General features: G+C 52.8%; 14 protein-coding genes. 5 read left to right on the top strand and 9 right to left on the bottom strand.

From position 1 onward, the window contains the following. From ABF824_RS06275 to ABF824_RS06295, 5 genes are all read right to left on the bottom strand, one after another. Positions 1-2,055: CocE/NonD family hydrolase (locus tag ABF824_RS06275; RefSeq protein WP_415487155.1), on the bottom strand; the 2,055-nt coding region annotated here is incomplete at its 3' end. A gap of 38 nt (positions 2,056-2,093) precedes the next feature. Next, a complete protein-coding gene (locus ABF824_RS06280; protein WP_415487157.1) occupies positions 2,094-4,526 on the bottom strand; it encodes a TonB-dependent receptor domain-containing protein in 2,433 nt (810 codons plus the stop codon). 213 nt (positions 4,527-4,739) lie between these two features. Then, positions 4,740-5,735, bottom strand: a complete 996-nt coding sequence (locus ABF824_RS06285; RefSeq protein ID WP_415487159.1) for a glycine betaine ABC transporter substrate-binding protein — start codon at positions 5,733-5,735, stop codon at positions 4,740-4,742. Positions 5,736-5,852: 117 nt separating this feature from the next. Further along, complete coding sequence (locus ABF824_RS06290; RefSeq protein WP_415487161.1) at positions 5,853-7,337, bottom strand: carnitine 3-dehydrogenase; 1,485 nt, start codon at positions 7,335-7,337, stop codon at positions 5,853-5,855. 3 nt (positions 7,338-7,340) lie between these two features. After that, positions 7,341-8,234, bottom strand: a complete 894-nt coding sequence (locus tag ABF824_RS06295) for a 3-keto-5-aminohexanoate cleavage protein (protein ID WP_415487163.1) — start codon at positions 8,232-8,234, stop codon at positions 7,341-7,343. A gap of 93 nt (positions 8,235-8,327) precedes the next feature. Between ABF824_RS06295 and ABF824_RS06300 the strand changes: the two genes are divergently transcribed. From ABF824_RS06300 to ABF824_RS06310, 3 genes are all read left to right on the top strand, one after another. Next, positions 8,328-9,359 (top strand): GlxA family transcriptional regulator, encoded by a 1,032-nt coding sequence (locus ABF824_RS06300; RefSeq protein WP_415487165.1) that lies wholly within the window; start codon positions 8,328-8,330, stop codon positions 9,357-9,359. A 185-nt stretch (positions 9,360-9,544) separates the two neighbouring features. Beyond that, on the top strand, positions 9,545-11,575 hold the full coding sequence (locus tag ABF824_RS06305) for a phosphocholine-specific phospholipase C (RefSeq protein WP_415487167.1): 2,031 nt from the start codon (positions 9,545-9,547) through the stop codon (positions 11,573-11,575). Then, entirely contained in the window at positions 11,575-12,843 is a 1,269-nt protein-coding gene (locus ABF824_RS06310; RefSeq protein ID WP_415487169.1) for a haloacid dehalogenase-like hydrolase, read from the top strand. Before ABF824_RS06305 ends, ABF824_RS06310 begins: the two co-directional genes overlap by 1 nt. 21 nt (positions 12,844-12,864) lie before the next feature. Here ABF824_RS06310 and rdgB read toward each other — a convergent pair whose 3' ends face one another. Together rdgB and rph are read right to left on the bottom strand one after the other, a co-directional pair. Next, complete coding sequence (gene rdgB / locus ABF824_RS06315; RefSeq protein WP_415487171.1) at positions 12,865-13,467, bottom strand: RdgB/HAM1 family non-canonical purine NTP pyrophosphatase; 603 nt, start codon at positions 13,465-13,467, stop codon at positions 12,865-12,867. Continuing rightward, positions 13,464-14,192: a ribonuclease PH gene (gene rph, locus ABF824_RS06320; RefSeq protein WP_415487173.1), complete on the bottom strand. Its 729-nt coding sequence runs from the start codon at positions 14,190-14,192 to the stop codon at positions 13,464-13,466. The genes rdgB and rph overlap by 4 nt, the downstream gene beginning before the upstream one ends. 167 nt (positions 14,193-14,359) lie before the next feature. Between rph and hrcA the strand changes: the two genes are divergently transcribed. Then, entirely contained in the window at positions 14,360-15,442 is a 1,083-nt protein-coding gene (gene hrcA / locus ABF824_RS06325) for a heat-inducible transcriptional repressor HrcA (protein ID WP_415487213.1), read from the top strand. Positions 15,443-15,457: 15 nt separating this feature from the next. On the opposite strand, the gene ABF824_RS06330 is transcribed toward hrcA, so the two are convergent. Further along, entirely contained in the window at positions 15,458-15,997 is a 540-nt protein-coding gene (locus ABF824_RS06330) for a hypothetical protein (protein ID WP_415487175.1), read from the bottom strand. A gap of 337 nt (positions 15,998-16,334) precedes the next feature. On the opposite strand from ABF824_RS06330, the gene ABF824_RS06335 reads away from it, so the two are divergent. After that, on the top strand, positions 16,335-16,562 hold the full coding sequence (locus ABF824_RS06335; protein WP_415487177.1) for a DUF3126 family protein: 228 nt from the start codon (positions 16,335-16,337) through the stop codon (positions 16,560-16,562). Positions 16,563-16,626: 64 nt separating this feature from the next. Here the strand turns inward: ABF824_RS06335 and ABF824_RS06340 are convergent, their stop codons facing one another. Further along, positions 16,627-17,244: a DUF2939 domain-containing protein gene (locus ABF824_RS06340; protein WP_415487179.1), complete on the bottom strand. Its 618-nt coding sequence runs from the start codon at positions 17,242-17,244 to the stop codon at positions 16,627-16,629. Positions 17,245-17,361: the final 117 nt, after the last annotated feature.

Consider the following 17,361-nt stretch of genomic DNA (forward strand, 5'->3'; position numbering starts at 1 on the left):
AAATACTTCATTGTAAAAAAATACATCTTTATTTGATTGAAGATGGACCTCTGATAAAAGCCTTATATTTTCACCGACCATTTGAAATGAACTGCTATAACCAGTTATCATTTCTGCAGAATTAGGATCATTTTCTTGAATCGTCCTTCGCGTCCAATAAGCTTCACCTAATTTATCATTTATGGCTTCGACATCAGTAAAACTTTCTTCACGACTGCCTTTTTCTAGAACATAGCGTCGTTCACCCATTGGACCACTTACCCGCACATCATGCAGTCGATCGTAATAAGGAGCCGTTGGCTTGGATAAATGCCAACGTTCCTCAAAGACATTGAATGGAAATTCTGAATTCTCGTCTTCAGATGCCAAAGGCAAATTAAGTTTTGATTGGCCAGTAACAACAATCAATGTAACGGGCTCTGGTGAAGGCCATACTACTGGCCACCAGCTTTCACTAAGAGCAACGCGAATTCTACTTCCTTTGGAAAAACGATGGCATGTAAATAATGCTTTCATTTTTACATCGTAGGCCTCTCCGGGAACAAGCATGGAAGGCTCTACATCGCTTTCCCGATGGGTTAAATTTAAAATAGCATTCGTTACAGGAGTAGACGATCCATCAGAATGAACTTCATTGATACGCGCGAAAACTTTTGCCACCGGGCGATCACTTATAACACGGAGATAAAGAGTTGGCTGTCCGAGAATATCTATTGACTCCGCAAGAGGTGCACTATCAAAAACGAGCGATAGTTCGTCATCCCCGGATTGCTCGCGCCACCACGTTGTCGTATCGCCCGTACTGTAAGTGGAAGGGACCGTAAATCCAATAGCTTGATTAGCGTGATGTACACGTTCAACAGAGGGCTTCTGTTGAACGTCTAACGTACCGTCATTCAAATAAAGAGTTGATACTTTTTGATCAACTGGCGGCCAGGTAGAACTGGATATCCATTGTCCCGGTGTATCGTGCGGAAAATATGCACCAGGTGAAGCATCTTCTCTAAAAGCCCATAATGCAGGGCCATCCATGATGTTATTTTTCTCACCCATTAGCCAGTACCGCCAGAACTCACTTTCTACAGGCAACCAATCCACCCCGGGCCCAGGTATCCCATTAGCTACAAAACTCGGATCTCCAGGGTGATTGGATGGATCGGGATAGCCGGGCCATTTGTGGGTCCAAGGACCAATCAATGCTTTCTGTGGACATTGTGGGGCAAGCTCCATGAGCCTTGCAGCGGAGTTTACGTAACAGTCAAGCTGCCCTGCCACATGAAAGATCGCACACTTTAAAGCCGAATAGTCCTGTATAGAGCCGTAACGCCATTTATCATCAAGATGCTGATGCTCTCCCCATGCAATGACAATTGGCTCAACAGCATTTAGTCGCTGATGCCATAACCGCTTCCATTGCTCTTTTCCCACTATACGCGCATCAGGTGGTGCACGGAGAATTGTTTGCCATTCAGTGCCCCAATCAAGTTGCGCCGCCAGTAAACATCCTCCACGATAATGAATATCATCTTGATAACGTTGTTCTGTTCCACATGCAGATACAATCGCTTTTAATGCCGAAGGAGCTTTGGCTGCCGCTTGCAGGCCATCAAAAGAGCCATAGGAAATACCCCGCATCCCGATATTTCCATTGCACCAAACCTGTTTGGACGCCCAATTAATTAATGTCAGAGCATCATTCTCTTCTGGGGGCATATACTCATCATATATAACGCCCTCAGAATCCCCACTCCCACGAATATCAACACGCAAAAGACCAATACCACGTGAGGCTAAAAATGGACCCGCAACATCATCCCGGTATCTGTAAGCATCCCTTTTACGATATGGCAAATATTCTATTACTACTCCCACCGGTTCTCTCTCTGCATTTACGGGCAGAAAGAGCCTAGCAGCAAGACGCACCCCATCACTCATGGGTATCCAGATATTTTCAGTAACTTTTATTCTTGTATCATCCAGACCTACCACAGAAGAAGAAGCCGCCAAGAGATTTTTATTGGCTAGGGATGAAATGGTTGTAGCAACACCACTCATAAAAAGTCTTCGTTTCATCATCCATCCCATTTCTTCTATTAAAAAGAAGCTCTTAGCGTTCCAAAATACTGACGGGGCGCTCCTACAAGAAATGACTGATAATCACCTGACATCGGGTTACCATTTTCACCCATCGTAGAGATATATTTGACGTTTGTGAGATTGTAGACGTTAAAATCAAATGTCATATCCTTGAGAATACCCCGAGTATTATGACTCAGGTCGCCAAATCTATAACGGGCACCAAGACTTTCAAGCCAGTAATGTGGCACCTTCATGTCGCCAGTGTAACTGAAATTCCTCTGTCCAATAAAAACGGTATCAAAATGGACATCGAAATTTCTCCATGTATAGGATAGAGTGTTTTTATACATGAGACGCGGATAATTAACGACCTGCTGGCCTTTAAGGTGGTAGGTCGTGCCAGCTTCTGTCAGATTTTGTTCATATGTAGCGTGGTTATAACTAAAGCTGTTGTATATGGATAAACCTTTAACCGGGGTCAGCGTCAAACCTGCATCAAACCCGTTCATGGTTACGTTACCAACGTTTGCCACTGTAGAGATTGGATTGACGATTGTTCCTGAAGTAATTTGCTGAATTCTATTATGAAACTCAGTATGGTAACCATAAATAGAAAAATTCGCCAAAGAGTGCGTAAAGCGATAACCAAAAGCATAATTCCAGTCAGTTTCTGCTTTAAGTCCTCCCTGATTTTTTAGGATATCATATGAACTTTGAGACAGAGAAAACGGTGATGCACCCAATTTAAAAGCAGCGACCGGTATGGATTTTACATTTTCACTGATATCAAAAAACAATTCATGATGCTTAAGGAAATGCCAGTCTGCGCTGATATGTGGAAGAAAGGCCTTTGCTGTCGTCACTGATCCCGCAGCCACTCCACTTACACCCGTGTATGAAGCGAGATTTTCGGTGTCTCCAGATCTAGCTGTCTGCAAAAGGGAGCGAAAACCAAAATGAAGTGCGAGATTTTTTATCGGGTGATAAGTATCCTCAAAAAATCCCGTAAAGCTGTTTGAATTGATTTGCTGCCGCCACAATGTCGCAAAAGGTGCAGGCAAGGAACCCAATGAATTTACTGGCGTTCCACCACCTAGCAAAGGCTGCTCATATGCATAGCGTCCGATATCACTGTGGAAGTTTTCATACCATATTCCAGCGCTTATTTGGTTATTCGCGATATTATAATGCAGAGCGCTGGTAAAACCACCACGCTGTGTATGAGGGATTGTGATCTGCTCAATAAATGGCGCCCCATTTGGCGAAGACATATAGGGGTTAGCCCATGATCCTCGCCCGTAATGTCCTTGACCATATACGACACTATCCCAGGAAAGGCGATCTGTCAGAACGAAATGGAAATTGGCACCTCCCAGATAATCCCGTGAAACCGTGCCTCCGTCATAGTATGAAGCATCCCAGGGGTCGCTCATCTTTTCATAACCAGCAGGCAAAGAACCGCCAGGCAATCCATTCAAGGATAAAGCAGAGCGATAGGCTTTTTCATAAGCATTTCTCGTACCGATAAAATTATCCATCCGATATCCACCATTGTGGAGCATATCGAAGGACATGTCCTGATAGTTATACAGATCCATATCGCTCCAGTCGAAGTAAGCAGATATGGAGCTTTTTTTACCTATAGGCTGAAGGAATTTTGCGTTCACCTGTTGTGAGAACTGGTTGCCTCCGCCTTTCCATTTATCCATGTCGTTACGGACATAAGAAGCGTAGAAACGCGTGCCCTGACTGTTCAAATCGCCTGAATCTCCACGAAAATAAGTGTGAAAACTGGCATTGCTTCCAAAGCTCTGAACAATTTTTCCCCCGGCCTTATGACTAGGATCCGATGAATGCAGCATGACAGCACCACCGAGATTGCTCGTCGAGGCGGTATCTTCCGCACCCGCGCTCATCGTGGCATCCATACGCCCGACATTTTCGGATGTAATCGCCGCCACACTGTTGAGGCCATTCATACTGTGGAATTCCTGATCTCCCAGAGGAATTCCATCAAGAGTCATGCCAATCTGATTTTGATAAAACCCATGCATGTAAAACTGGTTTGACCAGGTATCCAATCCCTGCGGATCATCAGACTGGAACATCACACCCGGTAACTGGGCTAGCACCTTCAGAGGATTTGATCCCGGTATAGATCGCGCGATCGTCGCCTGACCAACAGAAACCTCAGTTCCATGTGTGCGACGTGCAGCCACCACACCGACACTTTCGTTACCTTGGGCTATTGCATTACGTTTTGGCTTTGACGATTGCTTTCCTACATTCGTCGACCGAGAATGCAATTTTTTACTATTAGTCGGCACCCCTGAATTGCCATACCCGGTGGCGGTACCTTTACTTGTCGTAGCAGCATAGACCTCGTTGGAGGTTGAACTTAATAATGCTACCCCAAGAATAGTCGAAAGAGTGTAGTACTTTTTCATCAGAAGACTCCGGCAGGGATATAGAAAACGAAGCCGTAAAAGTGCAGAATTGTCGTTTTGATATCGGAACATTATATCCGAAGAAAAACCATTACGTTTTCGACTATTTTTTGAATATTTCTGAAATTATTGTATCGTCGGATATCCGCTTCTGCTGCGGCGTTTATATCGGAACTCACATCCGTAGCAAACATTTTCCACTCCAAAAATAAACTAGTTTCTTGGTGTTAAACCTAGGTATTTTTGCAGAGTCGGCACAGCCGGATTCCCGTCACGGTCTGTTACCTGATCAAGCCACGGCTGCCATTCCGCAGGATGCGCTACAAGCCACGCACGAGCCGCGTCTTTAGGCGTTTCGTGTTTTTCTTTAATCTCGCTCATAAGCGTATTTTCCATATCAATGGAAAATCGTATTCTCTTCAGAAAGCCCGCAACATTTGGACACTCGTTCTCGTAGTCTTTTCTAACCACAGTATGGACACTTGACCCCATATCAGGCCCAAAGACGGAATCTCCTCCACTTAAATATTTGATTTTAAATCTCTGATTCATGGGATGCGGCTCCCACCCCAAAAACACTACAGGCAAATGCTTCTGGATCATGCGATCGACTGTTCCGAGCATTGCCTCTTCACTGCTTTCGACAAGCTTGAATGAGGAAAGATCAAATTCATTCTTCTTGATCGCGTTCAATATTAGCTCATTGCCCCCATTTCCGGATTCAAGCCCGTAGATTTTGTTGTCGAGACGCCCTGCCCATTTTTGCAGATCGGAAAAACTTTGCAGACCTTCCTGCCAAGTATATTCCGGCACAGCGAGTGTGAAATGTCCGCCCGAGAGATTTACAGCAATCTGTTTTACCGAGCCGTTGGCCAGAAACGGCTTGATGGCTTCCGTGCCGGCAGGATTCCAATCCCCCAGAAAGACGTCGATCTTTCGGGTGCGCATCGCCACGTAAGTCATGGCTCGGCTCAACAATGGAATCTCTGTCTTGTAGCCCAATCCCTCAAGGATGACGGCAGTTACACCATTCACGGCTGCGTTATCTGACCAACCTGTCTCTGCAATACGCACAGGAGAGCAGGATGCGGGATCGTTTGCCAAAACAGGTTCTACGATTCCGCATGTTGCCGCCACACCTACAAGAGCAGCAGCGATTCTCAACTTCTGGAAAACTGTGTAGCGTTTGACAGGGGCTTTTTCTAACATCTTCTATCCAGGAATATGACGGTTACATCGGGATGTTCTTCAGTCCATATCAATCAACAGGATTTCTTCGATAGCAAGCGATATTGTATCGTTATCAAAACGTATGACACGATCGCACTACCGTGAAATTCCGATACTGCGGCCAGAGGCCTGCGGTTTTGGGTGAACTGCATGATCATCCTGCAATTCGCTAATTTTCTTCTGTATCATTTCTGGAATCGGAGCCGTTTTGGCCTGCTTTGAATTCACATGCAGCAACATGTGCTCTGCCGTGGCGATCGGCTCATCCTTTCCATTTTCCGTCATTGTATGGAAAATATGTAATTTTTTACTGTCAGAATCCAAGATCTGAGTTCTGACATCCAGCTTCATGCCGGTATAGGCCTGCCCAAGATGCCGTATATGAGTCTCAACCGTATAAAAGCTGTATCCAGCCTCAACATAATCGCTGCCCGCGCCAATCTCAGCCAGCACATGATCCGTCGCCTCTCCAAATACCTGTAGGTAGCGGTGCTCGGTCATATGGCCGTTGTAATCGATCCACTCCGGCGAAACATTTCCTCGCCAGCTTAAAAGGAAAGGTTGCGCATCCTCCTCATCCACTTTGTCACTTAGACTGGCTGAAAAATCATTGAGCGTTGCGCCCGCCGCGTAACCTTTCTGCCCCACCGAAGCGAGTGCACGGATAACCTTTCCAAGCGCCTCATCACGCAGGACCTCAAGATCCCGCACGGATACGCCATCTGCCTGCGCATCCGACTGTTCCGCAATACGATCCGCAAGGCGGTCCGTCAGTTCCGGAGCCACCAACTTTGTCCATGGCAGCTTGAGCGCCGGTCCAAACTGAGAGAGGAAATGGCGCATCCCGGCATCACCACCAGCAAGGCGGTAGGTCAGGAATGTTCCCATGAAGGACCAGCGAAGGCCCGCCCCATAGCGAATGGCATCATCCAGTTCCGATGTCGTGGCGACGCCTTCTTCAATCAGCCATAACCCTTCGCGCCACACAGCCTCAAGGAGGCGGTCCGCGATAAATCCGTCCACTTCCTTGCGAACATGCAGCACCTGCATCCCGATGGAACGATAGAACGCGCTGACTTTCTCCTTGGTCTCTTCGCTCGTCAGATCACCGCCGCAGACTTCCACGAGAGGCAGCAGGTAGACGGGATTGAACGGATGCCCCACCACGAACCGTTCCGGAAACTTCAGACCACTTTGCAGCCGGGAAGGCAGCAGACCCGAGGTGGAAGAGCCTATGATGACGTGCGGAGCGACGGACGCCTCAATCTCCGCAAGAACCTTTTGCTTGAGGCTCTCTATTTCCGGCAGGCTCTCCTGCACGAAATCCACGTCTTTGACCGCTTCTTCAAGGGTGCTGGCAAAACTCAGCTTGCCCTCCGAGAGTTCCACTCCCGGCATCAGATGGGCCCATGCCTTGCGTGCCATCGTCAGAATGTTTTGGGCGCGCTCTTTGGCATCCGGTGACGGATCATAGATGACGGCGTCGATGCCATTCAGAACGAAGCGTGCCGCCCATCCGGCACCAATCACTCCACCGCCAATAAGCGCCGCCCGTTTGACGGAAGATGGTTCAATGCTCATCGTTCAGCCCTGCTTCCGTAATTTGAGAAGCTCACGGACAGCCTGTGGCTTCATGACTTCGACATTCATCGCTTCGAGAATGGTCACCGCACGCCCAACCAGTTCAGCGTTGGTCGCCAGCTTTCCACGGGACAGATAGAGATTGTCTTCCAGCCCGACGCGTATGTTGCTTCCGATCATCGGTGCGACACCGACATAAGGCAGCTGAAAACGTCCCAGCGAGAACATGCTGTACACGGAATCTTCCGGCAGCTGGGACGTCATGGCCTGCAAAGTCAGCAGATCATTGGGAGCACCATAGGGCACCCCCATGCAAAGCTGGATCATGACCGGGTGATCCAGCAATCCCTCTTTCAGCAACTGCTTCACGAAGACCAGATGGCCGGTATCAAAAACTTCCAGTTCAGGACGGACACCCAGCGCCTGTACCTGCCGGGCCATCTCCCGGAGAATGGAGGGAGTGTTGACCATGATGTAGTCGCCGAGCGAAAAATTCATCGTGCCGCAATCGAGCGTGCAGATTTCCGGCAATAATTCCGCGACATGAGCAAGGCGCTCGGTCGGACCCGCCATGTCGGTCTGCGCGGCGACCGGTGGAAGAGGTGTTTCTCCCGCGCCAAGGACGAGATCGCCCCCCATCCCTGCCGTCAGGTTGATCACCACATCCGTATCGGCGTCGCGTATCCGCTCCACCACCTCGCGATAATAGGCCACGTCACGCGCGGCCTGCCCGGTTTCCGGATTGCGAACATGGATATGAGCGATGGCCGCACCTGCTTTCGCCGCAGCAATGGCGGAATCCGCAATCTCTTTTGGCGTGACCGGCACATTGGGATGACCGGACACCGTGTCACCTGCTCCAGTAACAGCGCATGTAATGAAAAGACTTGATTTCATGGAGTGAATATCCGGTCCAAAGCCATTATGGGACAATTTCCAAGAGCCGCCTGTGCTCTGACATTCACTCTGCCGCCAAGAATAAATCCTGATGTGCTGATTCGTGCCGTTTCCGTATCGAATTTGGTCCTCTATTATCGTCGCATGACATGCCACATCGTGTTTCTGCTGATCCCTCGTTTTTCCGCCCTCGGCTTTCTCTGCGCTGCCGAACCTTTGCGTGTGGCCAACAGACTGGCGGGAGAGGCCCTCTATCAATGGCAGGTTGTCTCGGAAGATGGCGCGGCCGTTGCCGCATCGAACGGCATGCTCATGACAGCCGAAAGTTCGCTTGCCAGAATTGCGGAACAACGAGAGCAGAGAGTGGACTGGGTCATCGTCTGCTCCGGTTTCTCACCCTTAAGCGGTCTTGATCGGAAGGCGGACAGAATGCTCCGCCGGCTGGCGGGGGATGGCAGCCAGATCGGCGGTGTGGATACAGGCGCTTTCATTCTCGCCCGTGCTGGGCTTGGAAAAGACGTGCCGATGACCATGCACTGGGAAGCTCAACCAGCTTTCTCAGAGGCGTTTCCGCACTATCAGGCTTCCTCGGAACTGTTTGAAGATTTCGGTAAAATCTTTACCTGCGCGGGCGGCACCGCTTCGATCGATCTGATGCTCAACCGGATCGGACAGCTCAGAGGCGCCTCCTTTGCCCGTCGCGTGTCCGAGCAGTTCATTCACACAACCATCCGTCCCTCTGCCGCGGGACAGAAACTTCCTTTGAAAAGCAGGCAGGCGGCCCATAACCGCATTCTGACACGCGCCATTGGCATGCTTGAAACACGCACAGACCGTCGCATCTCTCTGGAAGAACTCGCGCAAACCGCCCTGTGTTCCACACGACATCTTGAGCGCCTTTTCCACGCCCATTTCGGCTGCGGCGTCATACAGCAGCACCGGAAAATCAGGCTTGCGCGCGCGCGCACGATGTTACGGGAAACCGATATGGCCATCGCGGACATCGCGATCGCCTGTGGATTCGAGAGCCGCACCAGCTTTTCACGCGCTTACAGTATGGAATTCAAACGTCCCCCTGCACATGACCGGACGGAACCGGATTCCCTCACATTTACGAACAGCTGATCCAGAAGAAGTATTTATTATTTTATCGAAACGACATTCTTACGTCGCAAAAACATAAATGATTTCCTTTCGAAAATTCGAATCACCCTAGTGATCTTGACGGAACATGATCTGTTCAACAAGCATAGGCTCTCAGAATGAGCATTACCTCCTGAACTCATTCCCAGACAGGGAAATATGTTCCGATGAGTGCAACATCCGGTCGTCGTGATTTCCTGAAGTTCGCATCAGCTCTGGCCGCAGGCAGCGTTCTGCCTGCCAATCTTCAGCGTGCCCTCGCCATTCCTGCCAACACTGCAAGCGGCACCATCATGGATGTGGAACATGTCATCATCCTGATGCAGGAGAACCGCTCCTTCGATCATTATTTCGGATGCCTGAACGGGGTGCGGGGCTATGGAGATCCACGCGCCGAACGACAGAGAGACGGCAAGACCATTTTCGCACAGCGGGATGGTCAGGGTGACTACATCATGCCGTTCCGGTTCGAAACCGCACATACTTCAAGCGCCTGCCTCGCAAGTCTGGATCACAGCTGGAAGGGAAGTCAGACGGCATGGAATGACTGGAATATCTGGGTGCCGCGCAAAACGGCGATGACCATGGGGCATTTCACCAGACAGGAAATACCTTATTATTATGCGCTGGCCGATGCTTTTACCATCTGTGATGCCTATCACGCTTCGATTTTCGGCCCGACAAACCCCAATCGTCTCTATTTCTTTACAGGCACATCCGGCCTCGCTGTCGGCAACCAGAACCGTCAGGCAATCGACAATGCCGACGATGGAAACTGGACAGCCGACATGGCGCATGACCATCCCGATTTTCAGCCCTTCAACTGGGAGACCTATCCCGAACGCCTTGAGAAAGCAGGTGTATCGTGGAAAATATATCAGGAATACGACAATTTTGGCGATAACACCCTCTCCTCCTTCGCTGCCTTCAGAAATGTCAGTAAAAACTCGTGGCAGTACAAAAAAGGGCGACAGTTTGTTCCCGGATCGAACGAAGAGAACAAGGACACGTCGGAAGGCCGGTATCTCCTGCAGGCCATAGAAAATGATATCGCCTCTGGCACATTGCCGCAGGTGTCATGGATCGTCCCGCCCACTGCTTTGACTGAACATCCCAATGCCCCACCGGGATTTGGCGAATTTCTGATTTCGCAGTTGATGGATATCCTGGTACGTCATCCCGATGTCTGGGCAAAAACCGTTTTCATCCTCAACTACGATGAAAATGACGGTTTTTTTGACCATGTCCCTCCCCCCGTGCCTGCGCTTGATGATTCACAGGGACACGGCACCGTCAGTGTCAAAGGAGAAACCTATCAGGGCGTGCCCGTCGGGCTGGGACCGCGCGTGCCTGCCATCATCATCTCCCCGTGGACAAAAGGGGGATGGGTCAATTCGCAGATATTCGATCACACTTCGGTTCTACGCTTTCTCGAAGCCCGTTTCGGTGTTGAAGCCCCTCTGATCACGCCGTGGCGCCGGGCCGTGTGCGGCGATCTGACATCTGTTTTTGATTTTTCGTGCCGTGACGCTGCGTGGACAGCTCGTTTACCCGATACAAAGGACTATCTGGCGCAAACCCGACGGTCCTGCACCTTTCCACCGCCAGTCATCCCCCCTTATCAAAGCGTGCCACAGCAGGAGGCTGGCCAGCGTCCCGCACGATCACTTCCCTATTCCCTGCATGCCGATCTGATTTCGCCCCGCACCATGCGCCTTGCGAACACAGGCGAAGCAGGCGCGGTTCTGAGAGTCATTGATGAAGCAGGGGCCAGACATTTCACACTCAACTCAGGCACGCAATGCGATGTCGTGCTCCGAGGAAAAGGCAATACCTTTGTTTACGGTCCTAACGGTTTCCATCGCATGCTCAGTAATACACAGCCACTGACAGCAACTCTTCACACAGATCCCTCATACGATTTCGTGACACTGTCTCTGGCAATAGAGAAACAGGCCCGGAATCCCCCCCCCTTTTCTCTCCGCGACGGTTATACCAATAGCCTCAGGTCTTTCACCGTGACACCTGCCATTCCCCATACAATCCGCCACCCCATAAAGGCGCACGACCATTGGTATGACATCGCCATTCTTCACGATGAAACAGTGGTGTTTCATTTCGCGGGCCATGTGGAAACCGGCCAGCCCAGCCGCACGGACCCGCTGATCGGACACGGAACACTTGAGGCAACCATCTGATGCCCCTTTCACGTCGTCATCTGATTGGCGCAGGTGTCGCCTTGGGAGCGTCTGTCCGCTCCTCCTCCCCGGCTCAGGCTTCCACGCTTTCGCGACAGGCAGCACCATCAGCCTGCCTTTCCCCTCTCAAATGGGCGCCCCGGAACAGAGTTCTGTTACAAAAACTCATTGCAGACTATGGAAAGAACAGCCGGAACTACGATCCTTCGCGCCGTCCCTATGCCGTCTTTGACTGGGACAATACCTGCATTGCCGGGGACTGCGAAGAAACACTGCTCCAATATGCAGCATCCCGTTTTCTCTTCGCTCTTGCTCCACAGGACTTTGCACGGGCTACGGCACTGGATGTGCCCGAACGCCCCCTCGCCCCATCATGCGTCACAACAAAAGGAGCACCCGTATCCTTTTCTGCGCTTCATGCTGATCTTGTCTCGGATTATACAGAACTTTCCAGTCGCACAGCCTCCATCCAACCGGACGATCCGGCCCTGCTGAGCCTGAAGAGCAAATTGCAGTTCGCTTACGACGCCATTGTCGCCAGTTACGATGCGGATGTGTCCTGTCGCTGGATTGTCCGACTGTTCAGTGGACATACCCACGAACAGTTGGCCGCACGTGCGCGAACGTCGAATTTCTGGCATCTCGGGCAGGGAATAGCGCAAGAGCAATGGATCACGCCGCCTCAACGACCGGGACAGGCCGGCATCGTTGCAGGCTCCATCCTCACGGGCCTCCGTCTTTGTCCCGAAATAGCCGATCTTCAGGCGACCCTTCGGCTGCATGGCATCGACGTTTTCATATGTTCTGCTTCGCTGGAGGAGATTGTCTCAGTTTTCGCAACCGATCCTGCATTCGGGTACGCGCTTCCACGCGAGAACATCCTTGGCATTCGTATGGACTGGCCGCAGGGCAGGCTTGGCTCCAAACCTGCTGCGGACTGGCCAATCACCGTCAGGGAAGGCAAAGTCCGGGCTCTCCAAACAGCAGTTGCCAACGCGCGCGGATATGGTCCCGTTCTGGTCTGCGGCGACAGCAGCGGCGACTGCGCCATGATGACCGCCTTTGAAACCACGCGCCACGCACTGATCATCAACCGCTGCCTTGATGGAGATATCGGGCGCTTATCCGCCCGGGCGGCCGAACAGATCGGTACGCCCCAGCCACGTTTTCTGCTTCAGGGACGCAACGACACCATCGGGGAGTGGTGCCCGTCCGAAGAAGCTATTCTTTTTGGAGCACAAGCACCCCGCCTGCTGGCCAAAACCTGAAGCCACGCAGGGGACATTCATTCAGCCGAGGCATTTCTCCCGAAACAGCTCGAATGCGCGTGCCCTGTGGCTGATCGCGTTCTTCTCCGCGTCGCTCATTTCCGCAAAAGTGCGCGTTTCATTTTCCGGCACGAAAATCGGGTCATAACCATGACCCGCCGCTCCACGCGGTTCAGGTGCGATCATCCCGTTAATCCGACCCTCGAAGCAGAACGTTGTTCCATCGGGAAAAGCGAGACACAGAACACTGATGAACCATGCGTCGCGTTCATCGCCATCAATGCCGATCTCAATGCGCCGCATCGCGGCGGGAAAGTCCTTCTCCGGCCCGGCCCAACGTGCGGAATAGATGCCGGGGGCTCCTCCCAGTGCCGAGACACAAAGCCCGGAATCATCGGCAAGCGCAGGAAGACCCGTGGCCTTGGCGGCGGCTTCGGCCTTTATGCGGGCATTCCCTTCGAAGGTTGTTGCCGTTTCTTCCGGCTCAGGCAGATCAAGCTCACCTGCCGACAGCACCGTGATGCCATAAGGCGCAAGGAGAGAGGCAAACTCCGCGAGTTTGCCTTTGTTATGGCTGGCGAGAACAAGGCGGCTGCCCTGTTTGAGCGGCAGATGCGCGGTCATGCAGCCTCCGCCGCCTCAATCGCCGCATTCTGGGCTGCGAACAGCACCTGTGTGCCCTGTTTTGCCAGAGCAAGAAGCTGGAAGAACTGCTCTTCCGAAAAAGGCTTCTCTTCCGCCGTTCCCTGAATCTCGACAATGCCGCCATCTGCCGTCAGCACGAAATTGGTGTCGGCAGCAGCGCTGCTGTCTTCGACATAATCGAGGTCCAGCACCGCACCGGCTTCCGTCAGACCGCAGGACACGGCGGCAACCTGTCCCGTCAGAGGGATGGTTTTCAGCACGCGCTGCGCCTGCAATTTGCCCAGTGCCAGACGCAGCGCCACCCATGCGCCCGTGATGGAAGCACAACGCGTGCCACCGTCAGCGTTCAGCACGTCACAATCCAGCGTGATGCTCATTTCGCCGAGCGCAGCGAGATCTGTCACCGCACGAAGGGAACGACCGATCAGGCGCTGGATTTCCTGCGTGCGTCCGGACTGCTTGCCTTTCGCCGCTTCACGATTGCCGCGTGTATGCGTCGCACGCGGCAGCATGCCGTATTCCGCCGTCACCCAGCCCGTGCCTTTCCCCTTGAGAAAGGGCGGCACGCGCTGCTCGATGCTGGCCGTGCACAACACTTCGGTGCCACCCACACGAATCAGCGCCGATCCTTCGGCATGACGGGCAAAGCCGGTTTCAATCGTGATCGAACGCATGACATCAAAAGCACGACCGGATGGACGCATGGGGCAGACTCCTCGAAAAACGGGATACGTCACGATGAACCGTGCGCGTATGAGTTCCGGCTCAATACTCCGTGCTACCGGGCGTGGCCACCCCGAAGCCACTTGCCATTCCGTGTTTCGCATCCCATGAATCAGGAGAAGCATCCAGCCAGTCAGGAGGAGCAGCCATCGCCCGTTCCGCCCTTCCCTTCACCAACGCCGCCGACCTGCTCGGCAGCGCATCAGATCTGAACAGCCGGTCCTCGACCATTCTGCGGGAGCTGATCGAGCATTATCTTGAAACCGGCGATCCGGTCGGTAGTCGCACTCTCTCTCACCGTCTACCTTTGGGTCTTTCGCCCGCGACAATCCGCAATGTGATGGCGGACCTCACGGATGCCGGACTGCTGTTTTCTCCTCATACATCTGCCGGTCGCCTGCCGACAGAAAAAGGGCTGCGGCTGTTTGTCGATGGTCTGCTCCAGTTTGGTAATCTCAGTGAAGACGAACAGGAAGCAATCTCCAGCACACTGGAGGCGCGTGGCCGCTCTCTTGAAGACACGCTGACGGAAGCCTCATCGCTGCTGTCCGGTCTTTCACAGGCCGCGAGCCTTGTGATCGCGCCCAAAAGCGATGGCGCGATTAAACATATCGAATTCGTGGCATTGGGCGGCAACCGGGCGCTTGTGGTGCTGGTCGGCGCCGATGGGCAGGTGGAAAATCGTGTCATCGAAACGCCAGTCGGCATGCCCCCTTCCACGCTGACCGAGGCTGCCAACTATCTCAATGCCCGCCTCACTGGCCGCACCCTGCCGGAACTGCGTTCCCGCGTGAATGAGGAAATGGCTGCGGATCAGACGCAACTCGATCAGCTCGCCACAAAAGTGGTGGCAAGTGGCCTTGCCACCTGGAGCAATGAAGGCCGGGGCGGCACGCTGATCGTGCGCGGGCAGGCCAACTTGCTCACCGACATCACGGAAATCGAGCGGCTTTCCACCATCCAGCATCTTTTTGAGCGGCTGGAAAAACAGGACGCCATGCTACGTCTGCTGGAGCTGGCGGAAAATTCTGATGGTGTACGGATTTTCATCGGTGCGGAGAGCGGCCTGTTCGGCGTCTCGGGCATGTCGATGGTTGTGGCACCCGCCCGCAACGACGCCAACCGGATTGTCGGGGCGATCGGTGTGATCGGCCCGACACGCATCAATTATGGGCGTATCATTCCCGTCATCGATTACACGGCGCAGGTAATTGGCCGTGTGCTCGGATGACGGGAAACTGCCGGTTTACTGACCGGCGGCAGTGGTCCCACGATTGATGAGGGCGCCCGTGGAACTGGTCGCGTTGGTAGTGGCGGAAGTTGCCGCCTTGGTCGCAGCCGCCGCGCCTTCCGTCTTAAGAGCAGGCAGATCAGCCGGAGGCTCATTCCACACGGCGCTCTGGCTCTGCTGCGGCACGGCTGGCGAATGGAAGGCTGAAACAGGACCAAACATACCGCCATCGACCTTGCGCATGGTCGGTTCAGGCTGACGCATACAACCACGAATCACAGGTTCGCACAGACCTTCGTGACCGATCATACGGTCATTGTCGCCGGTATAATGCACTTCCGTGACCTGGCTGTGATCAATACGGAAAATAACCGTGCACGCGCTGCCGGTGCCATTATACTTTATGTCTGAAAGACCGAACGGATTGACCGAAAAAGCACCCGTCGCCGATGGCTTGTTGGCATACTGGTAAAGTTGGGTCGTATCGTTCAGTTTCGTGATCTTGTCCGGCGCGCCCGCACAAGCCTGTAGATCGTTCGACGTCATGCCGATCATTGACATCTGTGCTTTGTGCACGGTGCGCGAATCAAAGTAACCGCACCCGCTGAGACCGAGAACAGCCCCTAAAAGTGCAAATCGAATACCTGTTTTTGACATGAAAAGCCCCTGATCACTGTTCACCAGTCTCACGTGGTGTTTCCAATCAATAGCTTACAGCCTGATTTGGTGACAAAAGGCAATGAGTTCGAGGCGGGAGTTGCACGAAAACTGTGCAGTCCCTATTAGCAGACCACCCGTTGGCCGGACGCGACAGCACCGCCAGATTCAACCAGCAGCGGGCGACGACACTGTTGCCGCACACAATCCTTTTCTTTTTCGGAGATTACTCATCATGAGCACGATGTCGTCGAGCGAAATCCTGCGTTTGCAGACCTGCCTGCGCCGCCTTCTTGGCGCCAAAGGGCTCAGCGTCAACACCCCTCCGCGCAAGGGCCTCTCAGTCGAACTTGCAGTGGATGGAGAAGTGATCGGCACCGTTCATCGGGACGATGATGAAGGCGAAGTGTCCTACACCATCAACATCATCGTTCTGGAAGAAGATCTTCCAGCCAGCGCCTGAATAATGAAAACCCGGCCTCCTCACGAAGGCCGGGTTTAAACAGAATTTGCTGATGTAATGCCGATCAGGCGCGACGGCGTGTGACCGATGCCTCGATTACAGTTTTATGGGGCGTAGCCGGCAGATCGACACGGGTCAGCTTCCACTGCCACCGTTCAATACGCAACTGGACCCGCAGCGGCGTTTCCTTTTCGTGACCCGGCACCACCATCTGGGCCTCGAACGTGTTTGCACCTGTAAAGCGGACAACGGCGTGGCTGACAGCAGACAACATGGAGCCTGCATTGATCTTCGACGGTGCGGATGCCATGGCCTGATCCACCACGGAACCGAGATTCTGCTGGTTCACCGTCAGGTCGACGGCATTGGACACCACATTCGTCGCGAACGACGAGCCGAACTCGGGAAGATCGTCCACCGCTTCGGTCGCATGACCGAGATGGAGCCCGTCAAGCACCTGCTCCTTCAGGGATGCATCAAGCGAAGCCCAGTTGATCGTCTGTCCCAACGCAACCATGTTGTGGCTTGAGACAGCGCTGGCAATCGTCCAGAGCGTGACGAAGGGAGAAAGAGCATAGCAGCCAAGCGAGGCTGCAAGAGCGGCGACACAGATGGCACGTGCCCGCTTCCGCGCGGGGCAGGCCCATGCTTCAGACGTTTGTGCGATTTCTGCGGAGCGCATCTCTTGTACCTTTACTGCCATGGAAGCACCATAACACACGCAACACAGTCATGCATTTATCGTTCAGCAGTTCCCCACGAAATCACGCGAATGTGATTTTTGTTTCAGTTCTTTACG

The organism is Acetobacter sp. (assembly GCF_047721705.1).
In the GTDB taxonomy this organism is placed as follows: domain Bacteria; phylum Pseudomonadota; class Alphaproteobacteria; order Acetobacterales; family Acetobacteraceae; genus Acetobacter.